The sequence below is a fragment of the Camelimonas fluminis genome, from assembly GCF_014656355.1.
In the GTDB taxonomy this organism is placed as follows: Bacteria; Pseudomonadota; Alphaproteobacteria; order Rhizobiales; family Beijerinckiaceae; genus Camelimonas; species Camelimonas fluminis.
This window is the reverse complement of sequence record NZ_BNCG01000067.1, coordinates 5,342-8,079: the sequence shown is the minus strand read 5'-3', so window position 1 is coordinate 8,079 and position 2,738 is coordinate 5,342. Positions and strand designations below refer to the sequence as shown.

The following is a 2,738-nucleotide window of genomic DNA, read 5'->3' as shown; positions in this document are numbered from 1 at the left end:
TAAAGGTTGGTGTCGGGAATGGCTCACTGCTTCTCCGGGGTGAGGCATTGATCTGAGCCGATCCGAATTGACGATGGTTTGAGAAAGCCGGCCTGGTTTGGCCGGCTTTCTCATTTGTCTGCGGTGAGTGCGTGACGGGGCCATACGATGCGGGTCACGGCGCCAGTTGCTGGCAAGGGAACGTTCTGGAAGGTGATCAGGGCGCCGCTTCGTTCGAGCAGCGTCTTTGCAATGAACATCCCCAGGCCCAGTCCGCCGCCTTCGCGCGAATGCTCTCCGCGGTCTTTCGTCCGTCTCGTCGACACGTATGGATCGCCGATCCGGTCAATTACTTCTGGCTGGAACCCAGGGCCATCATCCTTGATTTCAAGTGCTATGTGGGTCGGGTTCCATATGGCGTGAATGGCAACCTGGGTGCGGGCGAATTCGGCTGCATTGTCGAGGATGTTGGCCAGCGCATGAATGATCGCCGGATTTCTCACGGCTAGAGGCTCCGGACCCTCGCCGGATTTCGTGAAGGATATTCCGCGTGAGGATCTGTGATTGTCGGATACTACCTGGTCAATGAAAACGTCCAGCGATAGGTGGTCGAGAAATTCGTCGGATCGTTCGTCCCGCTCCGTCAGTTTTGTCAGGATTTTCCGGAAGCGGTCGACCTCATCAAGAATGAGTTTGAGATCGGTGCGGGCATCTTGGTCGGCAGATGGGGCGCTTGCCATTTCGTGAGCCACGAGGGCAACGTCAAGGCGTTCCGACTGTGACGCGGCGTCCCTTGTCCTGAACGGCCTCGATCAGGCGCCGGAAATCGCCGTCGCCGGTAAACAGGATGAGGTGGTCGATGTGTGGAGAGATATCGAGAGCGTCGACTGCAATTTCGACGTCCATGTTGCCCTTCAGGCGTCTGCCGCCGAAGTGGGCTTCGTACTCTTTGGCGATTTTCGATACGACCCGGTAGTGGTTGTAGGCCATCCAGTCGACAAGAGGACGGACAGGATCGTCTTCGTTGTCGCGTAGGGCCGTATAAAAGTAGGCCCTGACCATTGTGGCGTCTCGCGAAAAGAAATCCCGGAGCTTGGCGTAATCTACGCTGATGTTCAGTGATCTGGCGGTTCCGTGGAAATTGGGACCGTCAATAAATAGTGCTACCCGCTCTGGTGGCGTCATAATAAATGCCTTGAACTAAAAATTGCCGATATCCATCGGGTGTGATGGCGAAACGGATTATAAGCAAAATTCGTGGCGCTCAAAGAACGATTTGAGCCGCCATCGACGCGGGGCACACTTGGGGTTTTTATTCTCGGAAAAAAGAGAGGCAGCGCGCTGGCGGTCGCGGCTTTTTTCAGCGCCAGATGGCTCGGGTTGATATCGTGGATTATTCGGATTTTTCCGCGAAATGTGGGCGCGTATGGGACGGCGTCTTTGTGTCTGGATGGTGGTTTTCCAGAAGGTGCGTTTGGTAGTGAGGATTTGGATGGCGCCGCTGGCAAGGTCGAATGGTGCTAGTGGGCCCAAAAAAGCTCTGGCGTAGACACCTTGGCGGAAGACCCTGTTGTGGCCGCGGCGGGGAAACTGGCAAACGGTTGCGAGATATTGGGTATCGGGTGCTGCTGCCGCTGGCTTCGCTCAGATATGATGAAAATATGTGAAATAGAGGTAAGGGCCATAGAATGCCAGGGCGATGGCACCTATCTTGAGGGCCCCTGGCGCCATCCGGACCAAAATTGCAGCGCCTATGGCAATTCCGATATAGACGTGCCGGTAGGCGAGGATTGTTGGGATGTTCCAGTAGGTTGCGAAGACCTGCCGGATGTGGAAAATCCACTCGTCCATCATGGTGGATGTCCTGGTCGGGTTTAAGCGATTTTTTCGCGGTGACGTTGGTATATTCGGATATTAATAATACAGGGAATATCGGCGATACATAGGAAGTTTTGGTTTCGCTGCTGCATGTCTGGCTACAGGGGCGGCATAGGCGGTGCGACAGCGGAACCGGGCAGGCCCTTCATTTGGAGGGCCTGCCGCGTTATTTCTGGGGGCGTCGGCACCTTGGAAGACGAGTGAGAAAGCATAAAGTCCAGAAATGGACTTGTAACGGTTTTGCGCCGGTCACCTATTTCACTATGCCACCTTGGCTTCGAATGCGAGGGGGCTGACGCTCACCGACATCGAGGCCGGCCTCCTTCAACTCCATCGTCATACGAGGACGACCATAGCTGCCAAGGCTCAAGCGGTACTGTTCCCGGATATGCGCCAGCACTTTCATGTCCATGCGCGCTCGCCGGCTGATCGGGCGTGACCGCCAGCATCGGTAACCACGGGTGCTGACGCGCAGAACCCGGCAGATCGCCGCCACCGGCCATACATGGCGCCAACTCTCCACGAACGCGAACCTCACGGCTTTTGGCTCGCGAAGAACTGCGTAGCCTTCCTAAGAAACGGCATCCACCGCGAGGCCGGCAGGCTGGAGGACAAAGCCGAACGTCTTAGCCCGCCGCTGCAGATTGTCGATGACCCGGGCCCGATAACGTGCCTCGTAGGACGAAGCTCCTGGATCGACGTAATCCATCCCGTGGCGGACAGCATTGTAGAACAGCACCGCGATCTTGCGAGCGGTCGCAGTGACGGCCTTCGCCTTGCCGGTACGGGTTGAAAGGCGACGGTAGAAGGCTCCCAGGGCGGTGTCGGTTCGACCGATGGTTGTCGCGGCCAGTCGCAACAGCGCCGCCGCTCTGCTGCCC

At 57.0% G+C, this 2,738-nt stretch carries 4 protein-coding genes and 2 pseudogenes; 1 reads left to right on the top strand and 5 read right to left on the bottom strand.

From position 1 onward, the window contains the following. Positions 1-110: 110 nt before the first annotated feature. Both IE243_RS21490 and IE243_RS21485 read right to left on the bottom strand, forming a co-directional pair. Entirely contained in the window at positions 111-719 is a 609-nt protein-coding gene (locus IE243_RS21490; RefSeq protein ID WP_210319946.1) for an ATP-binding protein, read from the bottom strand. 22 nt (positions 720-741) lie between these two features. Beyond that, positions 742-1,164, bottom strand: a complete 423-nt coding sequence (locus tag IE243_RS21485; RefSeq protein WP_191321349.1) for a LabA-like NYN domain-containing protein — start codon at positions 1,162-1,164, stop codon at positions 742-744. A 72-nt stretch (positions 1,165-1,236) separates the two neighbouring features. Here IE243_RS21485 and IE243_RS21480 point away from each other — a divergent pair, with 72 nt between their 5' ends. Further along, on the top strand, positions 1,237-1,503 hold the full coding sequence (locus IE243_RS21480) for a hypothetical protein (protein WP_191321348.1): 267 nt from the start codon (positions 1,237-1,239) through the stop codon (positions 1,501-1,503). A 120-nt stretch (positions 1,504-1,623) separates the two neighbouring features. Here IE243_RS21480 and IE243_RS21475 read toward each other — a convergent pair whose 3' ends face one another. The 3 genes and pseudogenes from IE243_RS21475 to IE243_RS21465 form a co-directional block, all read right to left on the bottom strand. Beyond that, positions 1,624-1,833: a hypothetical protein gene (locus IE243_RS21475; RefSeq protein ID WP_191321299.1), complete on the bottom strand. Its 210-nt coding sequence runs from the start codon at positions 1,831-1,833 to the stop codon at positions 1,624-1,626. Between the two features lie 286 nt (positions 1,834-2,119). Continuing rightward, positions 2,120-2,428: pseudogene (locus IE243_RS23650) on the bottom strand (IS3 family transposase); the annotation flags it as partial. Beyond that, positions 2,429-2,738 (bottom strand): annotated as a pseudogene (locus IE243_RS21465) (IS110 family transposase); the annotation flags it as partial.